Origin of the sequence: Bacillus canaveralius, assembly GCF_002860125.1 — a bacterium.
Lineage (GTDB): Bacteria > Bacillota > Bacilli > Bacillales > Cytobacillaceae > Bacillus_BJ > Bacillus_BJ canaveralius.
Map to the genome: position 1 here is coordinate 230,473 of NZ_PGVA01000014.1, position 16,455 is coordinate 246,927.

17 protein-coding genes are annotated in these 16,455 nt (G+C 44.1%); all 17 read left to right on the top strand.

The window, feature by feature from the left end; genetic code table 11:
• Positions 1–190 precede the first annotated feature (190 nt).
• The 17 genes from rimP (at position 191) to asd (ending at position 16,327) form a co-directional block, all read left to right on the top strand.
• A complete protein-coding gene (rimP, locus tag CU635_RS08035) occupies positions 191–661 on the top strand; it encodes a ribosome maturation factor RimP (protein ID WP_101576667.1) in 471 nt (156 codons plus the stop codon).
• Between the two features lie 165 nt (positions 662–826).
• Positions 827–1,936, top strand: a complete 1,110-nt coding sequence (gene nusA / locus CU635_RS08040; protein ID WP_101576669.1) for a transcription termination factor NusA — start codon at positions 827–829, stop codon at positions 1,934–1,936.
• Positions 1,937–1,969: 33 nt separating this feature from the next.
• The gene (gene rnpM, locus CU635_RS08045; protein ID WP_101576760.1) at positions 1,970–2,227 is read left to right on the top strand and encodes an RNase P modulator RnpM; all 258 of its coding nucleotides are present in this window, start codon (positions 1,970–1,972) and stop codon (positions 2,225–2,227) included.
• The gene (locus CU635_RS08050; RefSeq protein WP_101576671.1) at positions 2,227–2,529 is read left to right on the top strand and encodes a YlxQ family RNA-binding protein; all 303 of its coding nucleotides are present in this window, start codon (positions 2,227–2,229) and stop codon (positions 2,527–2,529) included. Before rnpM ends, CU635_RS08050 begins: the two co-directional genes overlap by 1 nt.
• A 19-nt stretch (positions 2,530–2,548) precedes the next feature.
• The gene (gene infB, locus CU635_RS08055) at positions 2,549–4,813 is read left to right on the top strand and encodes a translation initiation factor IF-2 (protein WP_101576673.1); all 2,265 of its coding nucleotides are present in this window, start codon (positions 2,549–2,551) and stop codon (positions 4,811–4,813) included.
• A complete protein-coding gene (locus CU635_RS08060) occupies positions 4,813–5,094 on the top strand; it encodes a DUF503 domain-containing protein (RefSeq protein WP_101576675.1) in 282 nt (93 codons plus the stop codon). Before infB ends, CU635_RS08060 begins: the two co-directional genes overlap by 1 nt.
• Positions 5,095–5,209: 115 nt before the next feature.
• Complete coding sequence (gene rbfA, locus CU635_RS08065) at positions 5,210–5,560, top strand: 30S ribosome-binding factor RbfA (protein WP_101576677.1); 351 nt, start codon at positions 5,210–5,212, stop codon at positions 5,558–5,560.
• A gap of 164 nt (positions 5,561–5,724) precedes the next feature.
• Positions 5,725–6,648, top strand: coding sequence for a tRNA pseudouridine(55) synthase TruB (gene truB, locus CU635_RS08070; RefSeq protein ID WP_101576679.1), 924 nt, complete (start codon positions 5,725–5,727; stop codon positions 6,646–6,648).
• Between the two features lie 8 nt (positions 6,649–6,656).
• Positions 6,657–7,607, top strand: a complete 951-nt coding sequence (gene ribF / locus CU635_RS08075) for a bifunctional riboflavin kinase/FAD synthetase (RefSeq protein WP_101576681.1) — start codon at positions 6,657–6,659, stop codon at positions 7,605–7,607.
• Between the two features lie 123 nt (positions 7,608–7,730).
• Positions 7,731–8,000 carry a 30S ribosomal protein S15 gene (gene rpsO / locus CU635_RS08080; RefSeq protein ID WP_101576683.1) on the top strand — a complete coding sequence of 90 codons (270 nt, stop codon included), beginning with the start codon at positions 7,731–7,733 and terminating at the stop codon, positions 7,998–8,000.
• A gap of 288 nt (positions 8,001–8,288) precedes the next feature.
• The gene (gene pnp, locus CU635_RS08085; RefSeq protein WP_101576685.1) at positions 8,289–10,400 is read left to right on the top strand and encodes a polyribonucleotide nucleotidyltransferase; all 2,112 of its coding nucleotides are present in this window, start codon (positions 8,289–8,291) and stop codon (positions 10,398–10,400) included.
• 120 nt (positions 10,401–10,520) lie between these two features.
• Positions 10,521–11,471 (top strand): polysaccharide deacetylase family protein, encoded by a 951-nt coding sequence (locus CU635_RS08090; RefSeq protein WP_101576687.1) that lies wholly within the window; start codon positions 10,521–10,523, stop codon positions 11,469–11,471.
• A 179-nt stretch (positions 11,472–11,650) separates the two neighbouring features.
• A complete protein-coding gene (locus CU635_RS08095) occupies positions 11,651–12,889 on the top strand; it encodes a M16 family metallopeptidase (protein ID WP_101576689.1) in 1,239 nt (412 codons plus the stop codon).
• A gap of 128 nt (positions 12,890–13,017) precedes the next feature.
• Positions 13,018–13,269: a YlmC/YmxH family sporulation protein gene (locus CU635_RS08100; protein ID WP_101576691.1), complete on the top strand. Its 252-nt coding sequence runs from the start codon at positions 13,018–13,020 to the stop codon at positions 13,267–13,269.
• Between the two features lie 314 nt (positions 13,270–13,583).
• Entirely contained in the window at positions 13,584–14,486 is a 903-nt protein-coding gene (gene dpaA, locus CU635_RS08105; RefSeq protein WP_101576693.1) for a dipicolinic acid synthetase subunit A, read from the top strand.
• The gene (gene dpaB, locus CU635_RS08110; protein WP_101576695.1) at positions 14,483–15,082 is read left to right on the top strand and encodes a dipicolinate synthase subunit B; all 600 of its coding nucleotides are present in this window, start codon (positions 14,483–14,485) and stop codon (positions 15,080–15,082) included. Before dpaA ends, dpaB begins: the two co-directional genes overlap by 4 nt.
• A gap of 186 nt (positions 15,083–15,268) precedes the next feature.
• Positions 15,269–16,327: an aspartate-semialdehyde dehydrogenase gene (gene asd / locus CU635_RS08115; RefSeq protein WP_101576697.1), complete on the top strand. Its 1,059-nt coding sequence runs from the start codon at positions 15,269–15,271 to the stop codon at positions 16,325–16,327.
• Positions 16,328–16,455: the final 128 nt, after the last annotated feature.

Below are 16,455 nucleotides of genomic sequence, written 5' to 3' on the forward strand. Positions count from 1 at the left end.
TGGAACGATTCAGTTTGCATTAAATATTTGGTTATGTTATAGTTTTATTGGAAATACTAAGGATAACGTGCAAACGAGAGTGGGGAAACCCACTCTTTCGTATTGTATGCAGACATTTAAACAAAATATTTTCCTTCTTCGTATTAAACTTCAAACGATCGAAAAGAATGGATGTTAAAGGAGGGATTTCATGAGTAAGGTAACCGATGTTGTCGAAGAATTAGTCACTCCGATCCTGGATGATAACGGGTTGGAATTGGTTGATATTGAATATGTCAAAGAGGGTAAAGACTGGTTCCTGCGCGTCTTTATTGATAAAGATTCCGGAATCGACATCGAAGAATGCGGAATGGTAAGCGAAAAATTAAGCGAAAAGCTTGATGAACTTGACCCCGTTCCCCATAACTATTTCCTGGAGGTATCTTCACCCGGTGCAGAACGTCCGCTGAAAAAAGAAAGAGATTATCAAAGGGCTGTCGGCAAAAATGTCTTTATTAAAACATATGAACCTATTGATGGTGAAAAGAGCTTCGAAGGGGAATTAAAGGATTTTAATGGACAATCAATAATGGTTGAGATCAAGATTAAAACGAGAAAAAAACTCATCGAAATTCCTTTTGATAAAGTGGCTGCAGCCCGTTTAGCCGTTACCTTTTCTTAAAGTCATTAGCACTTGAAAAGAATGGCTTCCGGAACGATAATCCAGTTTTGCTAATATTCCTTTAAGAAGAACTGTGCTGGATTTGCTATCTTCAGCCTTTTTTTATAGAAAAAATGGACAAAAGGATCGAAGAAAAATTTATAAAGATTGAGGGGATACGTGTTTATGGCAAGTGAATTGTTGGATGCTCTTACGCTGCTTGAGAAAGAAAAAGGCATTTCCCGGGATGTGTTAATAGATGCGATTGAGGCTGCGCTCGTTTCAGCATACCGCCGCAATTTTAATCAAGCACAAAACGTGCGGACTGATTTGAATTTAGAAAATGGTTCAATGCGTGTATTTGCGCGAAAGGAAGTGGTCGAGGAGGTTTTTGATCCCCGACTTGAGATCTCAGTCGAGGAAGCGCAGCAAATGAATCCTAATTATCAGGTTGAAGATGTTGTTGAAATGGAAGTTACGCCGAAGGATTTTGGCAGAATTGCCGCGCAAACGGCAAAGCAGGTTGTAACCCAGCGCGTCCGTGAAGCGGAAAGAGGCATTATTTATTCTGAATTTATTGACCGCGAAGAAGATATTATGACCGGGATCGTCCAGCGTCAAGATCCTAAATTCATTTATGTCAGCCTTGGTAAAATTGAAGCGATTTTGCCGGCAAACGAGCAAATGCCGACAGAGCATTATAAACCTCACGACCGGATTAAAGTTTTCATTACAAAAGTGGAAAAAACGACAAAGGGACCGCAGATTTTTGTGTCGAGAACACATCCCGGCTTGTTGAAGCGGCTGTTTGAAATTGAGGTGCCTGAAATCTTTGATGGAACGGTTGAAATTAAATCAGTAGCCCGTGAAGCAGGCGACCGTTCAAAGATTTCCGTTCACTCTGACAATCCTGAGGTTGATCCGGTCGGCTCTTGTGTTGGTCCGAAAGGAAGCCGCGTTCAGGCGGTCGTAAATGAATTAAAAGGCGAAAAAATCGACATTGTCAAATGGTCGGATGATCCGGTTGTTTTTGTGGCCAATGCTTTAAGTCCGTCTAAAGTGCTTGATGTTATTGTCAGTCAAGATGAGAAGGCGACAACGGTTGTTGTCCCGGATTACCAACTGTCGCTGGCGATTGGAAAACGCGGACAAAATGCACGGCTTGCAGCAAAGCTTACTGGATGGAAGATCGACATCAAACCAGAATCGGAAGCAAGACAAGCCGGAATTTACCCGAGAGACGAACGGCTCTTAATTTTCGACGACGAAATTGAAGAAGATTCTGATATCGATTAAGGAGCGAGGTGAGGGATCGTGAAAAAAGTTCCTATGCGAAAATGTGTGGCAACCGGCGAAATGAAGCCGAAAAAAGAACTCATTCGCATCGTTCGCTCAAAAGAAGGAGAAGTATCGATTGACTTAACAGGTAAAAAGTCTGGAAGAGGTGCTTATCTTTCCAAGGATAAGGAAGCAGTAATGTCAGCAAAGAAAAAAAACACTCTGTCCAACCATTTACAGGTTAAGATCGACGATCATTTATACGAAGAGCTAATTGAACTCATTGAGAAGGAGAAACGACTGTCCTGATGAAATCAACTCAATGGATGTCATTGCTTGGCTTAGCCAATCGAGCACGAAAAATCATTTCGGGTGAAGAGCTTTCCGTGAAGGAAATTAGAAGCGGTAAAGCTAAACTCATCTTGTTGGCGGCAGATGCGTCAGCCAACACGACAAAGAAAATAACAGATAAATGTAAATCCTATCATGTCCCGTTTAAAATCGTTGAGAACCGATATTTGCTTGGGCAGTCAATAGGGAAGGAAGCCCGTGTCGTTGTGGCTTTATTAGATGAAGGATTTGCAAAGAAGCTGTTGACGTTGCTCGATTAATTTTAGCGGGGGTGAAAATATGAGTAAGACACGAGTCTACGAATATGCAAAAAAATATAATATTTCCAGCAAAGATGTCATTACGAAATTAAACGGAATGAATATTGAGGTCAAAAACCATATGGCAACATTAGAGGACGACACAATTAAAAAACTTGACAGCTTTTATCAGAAAAAAGAACAGAAACAGCCGCAGACACAAGGGAGCAAACAGCCTCAGCAACGACCGCAGAACCAAACACAATCAAGACCAAAACCAGCTGCAGCCACTAACAGTGGTACAAACACAGAGCCAAAAGCAGAACAGGCTAGAACGGCTCCAAAGAGCAACGACGGCAAAAAACAGGATGCTCCAGCGAGATCCAATAATAAGCCGCCGTTCAACAATAGCAATAGAAATAATAATAGAAACAATAATAACAATAGAAATAATAACAATAGAAATAATAACAGCAACAATCGGCCAAAAAATAATCGCGGCAAGCAGCAACAGCATCAGCAACTACCGCCACAGCCGAAAAAGGTCAGAGAGCTTCCGGAAAAAATTACGTTCACTGAGTCATTAACAGTCGCTGAACTTGGCAAAAAGCTGCACAGAGAGCCGTCGGAGATCATCAAAAAGCTCTTTATGCTTGGCGTAATGGCTACGATTAATCAGGAACTCGATAAGGATGCGATTGAACTTGTTGCAGGCGATTATGGTGTTGAAGTAGAAGAAGAAATCAGGATTGATACAACAGACCTGGAGGTTTATTTTACTGAGGATGATGCGGAGAACCGCGTTGAAAGACCATCTGTTGTAACAATCATGGGCCACGTTGACCACGGAAAAACGACTTTGCTTGATTCGATCCGTAATACTAAGGTTACAGCCGGTGAAGCTGGCGGAATAACCCAGCATATCGGAGCATACCAGGTGGAAGAGAACGGCAAAAAGATCACTTTCCTTGATACTCCGGGACATGCTGCATTCACGACGATGCGGGCCCGCGGAGCCAAAATCACTGACATTACGATTCTTGTTGTTGCCGCTGATGATGGTGTGATGCCGCAGACAGTTGAGGCGATCAACCATGCCAAGGCTGCAGAGGTACCGATTATCGTCGCAGTTAATAAGATGGACAAAGAGGCTGCCAATCCGGACCGGGTAATGCAAGAGTTGACCGAGCATAATTTGGTGCCAGAGGCATGGGGTGGCGACACCATTTTCGTTCCACTTTCAGCTTTAACAGGGGAAGGCATCGATAATCTGCTTGAAATGATTCTTCTAGTCGGCGAAGTGGAAGAATATAAAGCAAATCCGAAGCGTAATGCGATCGGAACGGTTATTGAAGCTCAACTAGACAAAGGCCGAGGTTCTGTTGCAACTTTGCTTGTGCAGAATGGAACGCTTAAAATCGGTGACCCGATTGTAGTCGGCTCTACTTATGGCCGTGTCCGCGCCATGGTGAATGATTTAGGACGCCGTGTGAAAGAAGCCGGTCCGTCTACACCTGTTGAAATTACAGGTCTTAATGATGTTCCCCAGGCCGGCGACCGTTTTGTCGTCTTTGATGACGAGAAAACAGCACGCCAGATCGGTGAGGCGCGTTCCCAGCAGGCTGTGCAGGCACAGCGCGGTGAAAAATCACGCGTCAGTCTCGAATCTTTGTTTGAACAGATGAAACAAGGGGAAATGAAAGATTTAAACGTGATTATTAAAGCTGACGTGCAAGGTTCTGCGGAAGCTTTGGCAGCCTCCCTGGAAAAAATTGATGTCGAAGGTGTTAACATCCGCATCATCCATACGGCTGTCGGAGCAATTAACGAATCAGATATCACGCTTGCTGCTGCATCCAATGCGATTGTGATCGGATTTAACGTCCGCCCTGATGTCAATGCAAAACGCACTGCTGAAGCAGAAAAGGTTGAGATTCGTTTACACCGGATTATTTATAAAGTAATCGATGAAATCGAAGCAGCGATGAAAGGGATGCTTGATCCGGAGTTCGAAGAAAAAGTTATCGGCCAGGCGGAAGTGCGCCAAACGTTCAAAGTTTCTAAAATTGGTACGATTGCCGGTTCCTATGTGACGGATGGTAAAATCACCCGTGACAGCGGCGTCCGTTTAATCCGTGATGGCGTCGTCATTTTCGAAGGCACCGTAGATGCCCTTAAGCGCTTTAAAGATGATGCAAAAGAAGTCAGCCAGGGATATGAATGCGGAATCACCATTAAAAACTTCAATGACGTTAAAGAAGGCGATGTGATTGAAGCATATATCATGGAAGAAGTGGAACGTTAATGATAATCGGCATGGCTGCCTGTGAATGCATTATTTATGATGCCCATTCGTTAAAAGAAAAGCGTGCCGTTTTACAGCGAATCCTTGCCCGTTTGAGACAAAAATACAATATTTCTGTTGCGGAGGTCGGGCATCAGGATGTTTGGCAGCGGACGGAGATTGCGATTGTCGCAGTCTCATCCGCTAAAGTTCCGGTTGAAAAGGAATTACAGAATGCATTAAAATTAATCGACTCTTTTCCGGAAATAGAACGGACGATTAGCGAAATCGAATGGCTTTAGTGTGTGCTCAGCTTGTTTTTAGCTCACGACATATGCAAATCGCCGTCTTCCAAATTGATTTCCGCGATTTAAAGAGTTTGCATGCCCGTTAATCCGGGTGAAGAGGTGAATCGAAATGAGTCATAGAGCGAACCGTGTTGGTGAGCAAATGAAAAAAGAATTGGGCGATATCATCGGCCGTAAAATTAAAGACCCGAGAATCGGCTTTGTAACGGTAACAGACGTTGAAGTCACCGGCGATCTTCAGCAGGCAACAGTGTTTATTTCTGTGTTGGGTGATGAAGAACAAAGGGAAAATACGTTAAAGGGCCTTGCAAAGGCCAAAGGTTTTATCCGCTCCGAAATCGGCCAGCGTATCCGTTTGCGGAAAACACCTGAAATTCTCTTTGAATTTGATGAATCCATTGATTACGGGAACAAAATTGAATCGCTTCTTCATCAAATCAAGGATGAAGATAAAAACTGAATGGCAGAACAAGCGTTGTGTATAAACGCTTTCATCAGGCAAACCAGATAAGACTTAATTAGAATATAGAGCTGAACTTGACTGCAAAAAGGGGTAGACTACTGTCTATCCTTTTTTTGTAAAAATCGGGATTTCTATAAAAATTTGCGCAGGAGGATGAAACATTGGAAGGGATATTGCCGCTTTTAAAGCCAAAAGGGATGACTTCCCATGATTGTGTTTTTCGCTTAAGGAAGATATTAAAAACAAAAAAAGTCGGCCATACTGGAACGCTCGACCCCGATGTTACCGGCGTTTTGCCTGTCTGTATCGGCAGGGCCACCAAAGTGGCCGAATATATAACAGACGCCGGCAAAGCCTATGAAGGAGAAGTGACGCTTGGTTTTTCCACTTCCACAGAAGATGCCGCAGGCGATGTCATTGACAAGCAGGCCGTTGACAGAGAAATATCCCGGGCTGAGATTCTGGATGTACTCGCGTCCCTGACCGGGGAAATTGTGCAGACGCCCCCGATGTATTCCGCAGTAAAAGTGAATGGAAAACGGCTGTATGAGTATGCCCGCAAAGGCATAGAGGTTGAACGGCCGACGAGAAAGGTGATGATTTATTCAATTGAATTATTGGATGACCGCATTCTATTTCAGGGCGAGGCGATCACCTTCCGCTTTCGGGTATCGTGCAGCAAAGGTACATATATTAGAACACTTGCGGTAATGATTGGTGAAAAATTGGGCTACCCCGCGCACATGTCGTACTTGACGAGGATTCAATCAGCACAATTTACGATCGCCGACTGCTTAACCCTTGAAGAAGTCGAAACTGTTATGGCAGAGGGGAAAATAGCGACGGTCTTAGCTCCGCTTGAAGCAGGAATTTCGCATTTGCCGAAATTTACTATAAGTGATACATTAGCAGAGAAAGTAAAAAACGGCGCTTTACTCCAGATTCCTGATCATTTAAGCGATGAATCTGGACCGATATTGGTTGAAACCGAGGAAGGGCGTGCCCTTGCTGTTTATCGCCATCATCCCCGTAAACCCGGTTTAATGAAGCCGGATAAAGTGCTCAGAAACGATGATAAAAGGTGAGGAAATGCGTGGAAGTTATTACAATTGATCATCCGCATCATTTTAAAAGGAATGAACTGCCTGCTGTGGCGATGGCACTTGGCTTTTTTGACGGGGTCCACCTCGGCCACCAAAAGGTGATCCAAACGGCAAAGGACTTTGCTGAACAGAAAGGCCTGCAAAGCGCGGTGATGACGTTTGACCCGCACCCATCTGTCGTTCTCGGCAGAAGCGAACAGCAGATTGAATACATATCCCCCCTGCCAGAAAAAATTGACTTGATTTCAAGGCTGGAAATCGACTATTTGTATATCGTTCGATTTACAAAAGAATTTGCGAATTTACTGCCACAGGAATTTGTTGACAACTATATTATTGGCTTACATGTAGACCATGCGGTGGCTGGGTTTGATTTTTCATACGGAAGAATGGGTAAAGGGACGATGGAAACGATCACCTTCCATTCCCGCGGGAGATTCACTTTTACGACCGTTCCCGAGCTTTCGGAAGGATCGGAGAAGATCAGCTCGACATTAATCCGCTCCCGGATCAGGAACGGAAAAACGGAGGACCTCCCCCAATTGCTGGGCAGGTACTACCAAACTGCAGGAATTGTTATTCATGGCGACAAACGGGGAAGGACGATTGGCTTTCCCACTGCAAATGTCAATATTCCGGAGGATTGGCTCATACCGCCTCCTGGTGTCTATGCCGTTCGCGTAAAGGTTAGCGGCTCGTGGTACTATGGAGTATGCAATATCGGATATAAGCCAACGTTTAATCAAGAGAAAGCTGCACGGCCTAGCGTTGAAGTACATATCTTTGAATTCAGCGGGGATATATACGGGGAGCAGCTTATGATAGAGTGGCATCTTCATATTCGAGAAGAACAGAAATTTTCAGGCATTGAGGAGCTCGTTGCACAAATCGAACGGGACAAGCAGAAAGCACTCGCATACTTTAAGAAAAGCTATGTTTAATCTTGCTTTTTGTCAAAAAAAGTTGTATTCTTATTAACGTATCAAAAATCAACCTTTGCTTGGCAAGACGAGTCACCGACGCTTGCTCGGTAACAGGGGATTATAAATTAGGAGGTGAACAGGATGGCAATCACACAAGAACGCAAAAATGAACTCATTGGTGAATTCAAGACACACGAAAGTGATACTGGTTCTCCAGAGGTTCAAATCGCTGTCCTTACTGAACAGATCAACAACTTGAACGAGCATTTACGTACACACAAAAAAGACCACCACTCTCGTCGCGGTCTTTTGAAAATGGTCGGTAAACGCCGTAATCTTTTGACTTACTTGCGTAATAAAGATGTTCAACGTTATCGTGAACTAATCAACAAGCTTGGTTTACGTCGATAGTCTGCCGAAGCGGGATTTTTTTCCCGCTTTTTTTCTATGTCCGGCTTGCGCCGTGAGCCTTCGCTCATTACGCGTTCATTAAAGCAATACATACTATTGGCTATGGCTTCAGAAAATATTTGAAAATAAGCTGAAAATCATATAAGTTGCGGCATTTTTGTACATACTATTATTAATTTGTCATAAGAGCATTTATATGCTTTTCTATAGAAGAACAGAAGTTAACAGAAAATTATTTTTTCTCGCTTAACTCTGAGCGTGATGGATCCAGAGAGGAGTTTGAAACGAATGGAACAAAATAAACAAGTCTATTCGATAGATTGGGCTGGCCGCCAATTAATGGTTGAAATCGGCCAACTGGCAAAACAGGCAAACGGGGCAGTGTTGGTGCGTTATGGAGACACGGTTGTACTCAGCACAGCAACAGCTTCAAAAGAACCAAAAAACTTGGATTTCTTTCCACTGACAGTTAATTATGAAGAACGGTTATATGCGGTAGGAAAAATTCCCGGCGGATTTATTAAAAGGGAAGGCCGCCCGAGTGAAAAGGCGATTCTTGCCAGCCGGTTGATCGACCGGCCGATTCGGCCTCTTTTTGCGGATGGTTTCCGTAATGAAGTCCAGGTAGTCAGCATGGTTATGAGTGTTGACCAGGACTGTTCCTCTGAGATGGCAGCGATGTTTGGTACATCATTGTCTTTGTCAATTTCGGACATTCCATTCGGCGGACCGATTGCCGGAGTCAACGTCGGCCGTGTCGACGGAGAATTTTTGATTAATCCGACAGTCGAGCAAGCTGAAAAAAGCGATATACATTTGGTCGTAGCCGGAACGAGAGATGCCATCAATATGGTTGAAGCAGGTGCTGATGAGGTACCTGAAGAAACAATGCTCGAAGCGATCATGTTCGGCCACGAGGAAATTAAGCGTTTAGTCGCTTTCCAGGAAAAAATCGCGGCTGAAGTTGGCAAAGCAAAAATGGAAGTCATCCTTTACCAAATTGATAAAGATATCGAAGCCGAAGTGCGCGGATTATGTGAGCAGGATATGATCAAAGCGATCCAGGTTCAGGAAAAGCATGCCCGCGAAGACGCGATTAAAGCAGTGAAAAATAACGTTCTCGAAAAATTTGTGGAACAGGAAGCAGACGATGATACGATCAAGCAGGTCAAAAAGGTTTTGGACAAGCTTGTTAAAGGTGAAGTGCGCCGCCTGATTACAGAAGAGAAAGTGCGTCCGGATGGCCGCGGTGTTGATGAGATTCGTCCACTTTCGTCCGAGGTAGGCATTTTGCCGAGGACGCATGGCTCAGGTCTTTTTACACGCGGACAAACGCAAGCGCTAAGTATCTGTACTTTGGGTGCTTTAGGTGACGTTCAAATTCTTGACGGATTAGGAATCGAAGAAGAAAAACGGTTTATGCACCATTATAATTTTCCTAACTTCAGCGTCGGGGAAACAGGTCCAATGAGAGGACCGGGTCGGCGTGAGATCGGACATGGTGCTTTAGGCGAGCGCGCACTGGAACCGGTTATCCCGCCTGAAAAGGACTTTCCGTATACGGTCCGTCTCGTATCAGAAGTTCTTGAATCGAACGGTTCAACTTCGCAAGCGAGCATTTGTGCAAGCACACTCGCGATGATGGATGCTGGTGTACCGATCAAGGCACCTGTTGCCGGTATTGCGATGGGCCTTGTTAAAACAGGTGAACATTACACGATTTTAACCGATATTCAAGGAATGGAAGACCATTTGGGAGATATGGACTTTAAAGTAGCTGGTACGGCCAGTGGAGTTACAGCTTTGCAAATGGATATTAAAATCGAAGGTTTATCACGCGAGATTTTAGAAGAAGCCCTGCAGCAGGCGAAAAAAGGCCGGATACAGATCCTCGACTCGATGCTGGCAACGATCTCAACACCGAGGGAAGAGCTGTCAACATATGCACCAAAAATCTTAATGATGGCGATTAACCCGGATAAAATTCGCGATGTGATCGGTCCAAGCGGCAAGCAGATCAACAAGATTATTGAAGAAACCGGTGTGAAAATCGACATAGAGCAAGATGGCACGGTCTTTATTTCATCTGTTAACGAAGAAATGAACCAGAAAGCCAAGAAAATCATTGAAGATATTGTTCGTGAAGTAGAAGTCGGGCAAATATATCTCGGCAAAGTAAAGCGGATTGAGAAATTCGGAGCGTTTGTTGAAATTTTTGCCGGAAAAGACGGCCTTGTCCATATTTCCGAGCTTGCTGAGGAGCGGGTTGGAAAAGTGGAAGATGTCGTGGCAATCGGCGATGAGCTTCTTGTCAAAGTGACCGAGATTGACAAGCAGGGCCGTGTCAACTTATCACGTAAAGCAGTATTAAAAGATCAAAAACAAAAAGCAGAGCAATAATAGTGTACTCCCCGCGCGAGCGGGGACAGGGAAGAAGCCAGGGACAACCCTGGCTTTTCTTATACAGTGTTCTACCTTGTCCTTCCTTCACATATTTTTTTATGGAAGGAGGAATGTCGGATGAAAAAAACCGGTTTAGTCGTCTTATTTATTGTAATTGCGTTTATATTGGTTAATAACCAAACGATAGATCATTACATTACCGTATTAAAAACAGAGACCCTTTCTGTCGGGAAGCAGAAAAGCCTTTTACGTGAAGAGATAGAACGGAAAGCCCAAGAGTATGAAATCCCTCCTGTCGACGCTAAAATAGACCGGGTTTGGAAAGCGATCCCGGGCTATAACGGACTGAAGGTGGATGTGGAAGCCTCTTACAACAAAATGAAGGGAACCGGGAAATTTGCCGAAAAAGACCTTGTTTTTCAACAAACAAGCCCGGCAGTCCATTTGAGTGATCTCCCTGCAGCTCCCATCTATAAAGGCAATCCCGAAAAGCCGATGGCTGCGTTTATCATTAATGTTGCATGGGGAAATGAATACATACCGGATATGCTTGCCACCTTAAAGAAGCGTCACGTTTCAGCGAGCTTTTTTCTGGAAGGAAGATGGGCAAAGCAAAATCCGGAACTGGTAAAAATGATTGCGGCCGCAGGCCATGAAGTTGGCAATCATTCGTATTCGCACCCGAATATGGAGCGGCTTGGAACGGCAAAAATTCATGAAGAAATAAAAAAGACGAATGAAGTGATTGAAGCTACAACCGGGATAAATCCGATCTGGTTTGCGCCGCCAAGCGGCAGCTACCGGGATCAGGTTGTCCAGATTGCCGCGGCGATGAAACTAGGAACGGTTATGTGGAGCGTCGATACAATTGATTGGCAGAAGCCTGCACCTCACGTGTTGATCCAGCGCGTTGTTACAAAGGTGCATAATGGGGCGTTAATCCTTATGCACCCGACCGACTCCACTGCAAAAGCACTTGATCAGTTGATCATGCAAATCAACGAGAAGGATATTGAGCTGGGGACGGTTTCTGAAGCCTTAAGTGAAAAAAGATTATTGAAGAAGTGAGAAAATTTCACAACGTAAAGCTAAACCGAGAAACGAATGCAGTTGTCTAAATAAACTGACGAAATACAATTATTAACTGAAATATAAACTTCTTTTTGGAAAAAATAACAACAATAAGCTATACTTACTAAATGCAGTCATACTTGCAGCCGGTCGTTCCAGAACAGGAGGAATTAATTTTGATTAAGAAATATACTTGCCAGAACGGTGTTCGAGTTGTCCTTGAAAATATACCGACCGTCCGTTCCGTCGCAATCGGCGTTTGGATTGGAACAGGATCACGCAATGAGGTACCTGAAATTAACGGAGTTTCGCATTTTTTGGAGCATATGTTCTTTAAAGGAACAACAACGAGAACAGCCCGGGAAATCGCTGAATCTTTTGATAGCATTGGCGGCCAGGTAAATGCCTTCACATCGAAGGAATATACATGTTATTATGCAAAGGTTTTAGATACTCACTCCCAATTTGCCCTTGAAGTTCTTTCGGATATGTTTTTTAATTCGACATTTGTCGAAGACGAATTAGATAAGGAAAAAAACGTCGTTTTTGAAGAAATAAAAATGTATGAAGATACGCCTGATGACATCGTCCATGATCTGTTGAGCAAAGCGATTTTTGAAAAGCATTCCCTTGGTTATCCTATCCTTGGCACTGAAGAAACGCTTCAGTCCTTTACTGGAAATACACTTAGAGAATATATGCATAACACATACACACCGGAAAATGTTGTCGTTTCTATTGCAGGAAACATTTCTGAGTCCTTTATAAAAGAAGTGGAGAAATATTTCGGCAGCTATGAAGGCGGGCAACAACTGGCTTTGGACGAAACGCCCGTTTTCCATACAAACCATGTAACCCGAAAGAAAGAAACCGAACAAGCCCATCTATGTGTCGGCTTTGAAGGCTTGAAGGTTGGCCATGACGACATGTACAGCTTGATTGTTTTAAACAATATCCTTGGGGGCAGCATGAGCAGCCGCTTGTTCCAGGAAGTGCGTGAACAGCGGGGACTCGCTTATTCAGTCTTCTCTTATCACTCGGCCTACCAGGACAGTGGAATCGTAACGATTTACGCCGGGACCGGGGCGAAACAGCTTGATGTGTTATCTGCAACAATCCAGGAAACATTAAGCAAACTTAAAGCTGAGGGTATTACCGATAGAGAATTGAATAACAGCAAAGAGCAGCTAAAAGGAAGCTTAATGCTCAGTCTCGAAAGCACGAACAGCCGGATGAGCAGAAACGGGAAAAATGAATTGCTGCTTGGCCGCCATCGCTCCCTGGATGAAATTGTTGAACAAATTGATCAAGTCAGCAAGCAGGGCGTGGATGAAATGGCCAAAAACATCTTTACGGATGATTATTCAATTGCTTTGATCAGCCCTGATGGAGAGCTGCCAAAGCTTCCTGCATAATGACTTTAAATACAGCCTGCCAAATATGGTATGGCTTTTTTTGTTTTAATTTAAGGACATTCCCCTAGTCTAAATCAGCGGTTTGGACGATACATATGTAAAAAATACTTTTTTGCGGGGGATTATACATGAAGCTGAGTGAATTGAGCGGCAAAGAGATTGTTGATGCAAAGCGTGCTGAAAGGCTTGGTGTCCTCGGGCAAACCGATCTGGAAATCAATGAAGCAACCGGACAAATAGAAGCATTGATTATTCCGACCGGGAAATGGTTTGGATTGCGGAAGCAGGGCGGGGAAGTCCGTGTTTCCTGGCGCCACATAAAAAAAATCGGAAATGACATGATAATTATCGATGTTCCCGAAGAGGATCAAAAACTGTAAACCGGCGCTTCTTAGGCCGGTTTTTTTATATTTGCCGAAATGGTGATTTGCACAACTCTCCGCGCACTCGCAGCTATAAAGTGAAGTCCTCCTTTTTGCAGGAAAACTCACCGATTCCCTGTTTCTATCATAATATGTTGGAGTAGTTCAAAACCAAAAACTTTATCATAACACCCGTAGCTATGACGAACGGGATTTTAACCAGTAGGTTGACGGTCGTTCTGGTCGGAAACGATTAGCGATTTTGAAAGCTATGCTGATGATCCCGGTAACATGAGAAAAGTTTCATTCCATATAAGAAGGTGATTGTATTCATGCTGACAGGAATGCAGATCGCAGTTATTGGCGGTGATGCCAGGCAGCTTGAGATTATCCGCAAGTTAACAGAACTGGATGCGAAGCTTTCATTAGTCGGATTTGAACAACTGGACCATGCCTTTACCGGAGCTATTAAGGAAAAAATGGAGGAAGTCGATTTTACAGCAATCGACTCGATTATTTTGCCTGTTCCCGGAACGAGCCTAGACGGCCAGATTGAGACGATTTTTTCCAATGAGAAAGTGTTCATAACAAAAGAAATACTCTCAAAGACCCCGGCCCATTGCACGATCTATTCTGGAATCACGAATTCCTACTTAAATGAAATTACGAAGCAGGCCAACAGGCGCCTTGTCCAGCTTTTTGAACGGGATGATGTTGCAATTTACAATTCGATTCCGACCGTCGAAGGAACAATTATGATGGCGATCCAGCACACCGATTTTACCATTCACGGTTCAACGGTCGTTATTCTGGGATTAGGAAGAGTTGGGATGAGCGTGGCACGAACCTTTCATGCAATGGGGGCTAAGGTAGCCGTTGGAGCGAGAAAGAGCGAACATATCGCACGGATCACCGAAATGGGCTTAACCGCGTTCCACCTTGATGATATCAGTAATATCGTCACCGATGTCGATATTTGCATTAACACTATTCCATATTTAGTTGTCAGTGCATCAGTTATTTCAAAAATGCCCGTCCATACGCTGATTATTGATCTCGCCTCAAAACCAGGAGGAACAGATTTCCGCTATGCGGAAAAAAGAGGAATTAAAGCGCTGCTGGCACCGGGTCTACCCGGAATTGTCGCCCCAAAAACGGCAGGGCAAATTTTAGCTAACGTTCTTTCTCAGCTGCTTGGTGAATTTTTACTAAATCGAAAGGAGAAAGAAGTATGAGTTTAAAAGGAAAAAGAATCGGCTTTGGGTTAACAGGTTCACATTGCACATACGACGCCGTGTTTCCGGAAATTGAGAAACTTGTTAATCTGGGAGCTGAAGTGATTCCGGTCGTTACTTTCACCGTAAAAAATACGGAAACCCGGTTTGGAAGCGGGGAAGACTGGGTGCAAAGAATTGAAAATCTGACAGGCCAAGCTATTATCGATTCAATTGTTAAAGCTGAGCCGCTCGGCCCTAAACTGCCGCTTGATTGTATGGTTATTGCCCCGTTAACCGGCAATTCAATGAGCAAGTTCGCCAATGCGATGACGGATTCCCCCGTCCTGATGGCTGCAAAAGCGACACTAAGGAACGGTAATCCTGTTGTACTGGGTATTTCAACAAACGATGCCCTCGGATTAAACGGGGTCAACCTGATGAGATTGATGGCAACGAAAAATATTTATTTTATTCCGTTTGGCCAGGACGATCCCGTGAAAAAACCGAATTCGATGGTGGCGCGAATGACGATGCTTGAAGAAACAATTGTTGCGGCAGTGAACGGTACCCAGCTCCAGCCTGTTATAGTAGAAAGATATAAAGATGCCAATTAACAGAACCCTTTTCCGGAACTTGAGGCAAAAAGTTTATTCCTTTAATGAACGAATATGTTAAAATAAATGATATTATGGGGATGGAGTATCGGTGTTGCACACCAAATTGCTTACATTCCCAAAACTTCTCATATTTTTTTATTATAAGATAAAACTGCTGATTTTATACCGGAAGGGGAATTATAGATGGGACAGACTCATGGATTGCATATTGCTGTGGTCGGAGCAACAGGCGCTGTCGGCCAGCAAATGATTAAAACTTTAGAAAATCGCAAATTTCCGATTTCAAAAATAAGCTTGCTATCTTCACCGCGATCTGCCGGCTCAAAGGTTATATTTAACGGTGAGGAAGTGATCGTCCAGGAAGCGAAGCCTGAAAGCTTTGAAGGGGTGGACATCGCCTTGTTCAGCGCCGGTGGAAGTGTTTCAAAACAGCTCGCTCCTGAAGCAGCCAAAAGGGGCGCAATTGTTATCGATAATACGAGTGCTTTTCGCATGGATCCAAATGTTCCACTCGTAGTTCCAGAGGTAAATGAAGATGACCTGCACCAGCATAACGGAATCATTGCCAACCCAAATTGCTCAACGATTCAGATGGTTGTTGCACTCGAACCGGTTCGCCAAAAATACGGCTTAAAGAAAGTGATCGTCTCCACATATCAGGCCGTGTCAGGTTCAGGCGCTGCTGCTGTCGAGGAACTCTATGAACAAACGCGCGCGATTATTAACAATGAACCATTTGAACCAAAACTTTTACCGGTAAAATCAGATAAAAAGCATTACCAGATTGCATTTAACGCGATTCCGCAAATCGATACATTCCAGGACAACGGCTTTACTTACGAAGAAATGAAAATGATCAACGAAACAAAGAAAATCATGCATTTGCCTGAGCTCCAGGTTGCCGCAACTTGTGTCCGCCTGCCCGTTGCCACCGGTCATTCCGAGTCGGTGTATATCGAGGTGGAAAACAGCGGTTTAACTGCGGAAGAATTAAAGGCCATACTTAAAGAAGCACCTGGCATTACGCTTCAGGATGATCCGGACAATCAAATCTATCCTATGCCCGCTGACTGCGTCGGCAAAAATGATGTGTTTGTCGGACGCATTCGCCAGGATCTTGACGAAACAAACGGTTTCCACCTCTGGGTTGTTTCCGATAACCTATTAAAAGGTGCGGCATGGAATTCTGTCCAGATTGCCGAAAGCTTAATCAAGCTTGGACTTGTTAAAGAGGTCAAGTAATCTCATTATCTAAGAAATGCGCAAGCGCCTTGGTCAGCCCCGACAAGCGCTGGAGGGCCTGTCGGTGAAGTTGCTCTATGACTTCATCGGCAGGACTGAAGTGACTCGAGGGGCTAGGCGCTGGAGCT

What these genes read in the sequence shown, in the direction of transcription:
- rimP (WP_101576667.1), top strand. Translation starts at nt 191, where the DNA reads ATGAGTAAGGTAACCGATGTTGTCGAAGAATTAGTCACTCCGATCCTG.
- nusA (WP_101576669.1), top strand. Translation starts at nt 827, where the DNA reads ATGGCAAGTGAATTGTTGGATGCTCTTACGCTGCTTGAGAAAGAAAAA.
- rnpM (WP_101576760.1), top strand. Translation starts at nt 1,970, where the DNA reads ATGCGAAAATGTGTGGCAACCGGCGAAATGAAGCCGAAAAAAGAACTC.
- CU635_RS08050 (WP_101576671.1), top strand. Translation starts at nt 2,227, where the DNA reads ATGAAATCAACTCAATGGATGTCATTGCTTGGCTTAGCCAATCGAGCA.
- infB (WP_101576673.1), top strand. Translation starts at nt 2,549, where the DNA reads ATGAGTAAGACACGAGTCTACGAATATGCAAAAAAATATAATATTTCC.
- CU635_RS08060 (WP_101576675.1), top strand. Translation starts at nt 4,813, where the DNA reads ATGATAATCGGCATGGCTGCCTGTGAATGCATTATTTATGATGCCCAT.
- rbfA (WP_101576677.1), top strand. Translation starts at nt 5,210, where the DNA reads ATGAGTCATAGAGCGAACCGTGTTGGTGAGCAAATGAAAAAAGAATTG.
- rpsO (WP_101576683.1), top strand. Translation starts at nt 7,731, where the DNA reads ATGGCAATCACACAAGAACGCAAAAATGAACTCATTGGTGAATTCAAG.
- pnp (WP_101576685.1), top strand. Translation starts at nt 8,289, where the DNA reads ATGGAACAAAATAAACAAGTCTATTCGATAGATTGGGCTGGCCGCCAA.
- CU635_RS08090 (WP_101576687.1), top strand. Translation starts at nt 10,521, where the DNA reads ATGAAAAAAACCGGTTTAGTCGTCTTATTTATTGTAATTGCGTTTATA.
- CU635_RS08100 (WP_101576691.1), top strand. Translation starts at nt 13,018, where the DNA reads ATGAAGCTGAGTGAATTGAGCGGCAAAGAGATTGTTGATGCAAAGCGT.
- dpaA (WP_101576693.1), top strand. Translation starts at nt 13,584, where the DNA reads ATGCTGACAGGAATGCAGATCGCAGTTATTGGCGGTGATGCCAGGCAG.
- dpaB (WP_101576695.1), top strand. Translation starts at nt 14,483, where the DNA reads ATGAGTTTAAAAGGAAAAAGAATCGGCTTTGGGTTAACAGGTTCACAT.
- asd (WP_101576697.1), top strand. Translation starts at nt 15,269, where the DNA reads ATGGGACAGACTCATGGATTGCATATTGCTGTGGTCGGAGCAACAGGC.